The sequence below is a fragment of the Romboutsia sp. 13368 genome, assembly GCF_018336475.1.
In the GTDB taxonomy this organism is placed as follows: Bacteria; Bacillota; Clostridia; order Peptostreptococcales; family Peptostreptococcaceae; genus Romboutsia.
Genome location: NZ_CP048741.1, coordinates 1,545,624 through 1,545,976 on the forward strand (window position 1 = coordinate 1,545,624; position 353 = coordinate 1,545,976).

1 protein-coding gene is annotated in these 353 nt (G+C 30.8%); it reads left to right on the plus strand.

Annotated features, from left to right (window positions below; translation table 11 throughout):
• Nucleotides 1-353: alpha/beta hydrolase (locus G3997_RS06225; RefSeq protein WP_296644515.1), on the plus strand; the 353-nt coding region annotated here is incomplete at both ends.

Consider the following 353-nt stretch of genomic DNA (forward strand, 5'->3'; position numbering starts at 1 on the left):
TAGTGCATGGTTATACATCTGAAGGAAAATATGTTAGTGCAAAAGCTAAGCATTTATATGATATGGGATATAATATATTAGTTCCAGATTTAAGAGGTCATGGCATGAGTGAAGGTGAATACATAGGAATGGGATGGCATGATAGATTAGATATAATCGATTGGATACATACTACAATAAAAGAAAATCCTAATTCAGAAATAGTTCTTCATGGTACTTCTATGGGTGCTGCAACAGTTTTAATGGTATCAGGTGAAAAACTWCCATMTAATGTAAAAGCTATTGTTGCTGATTGTGGATATACTTCAGCATTTGATGAATTTAAATATCAACTTAAGCAATTATTTAATTTA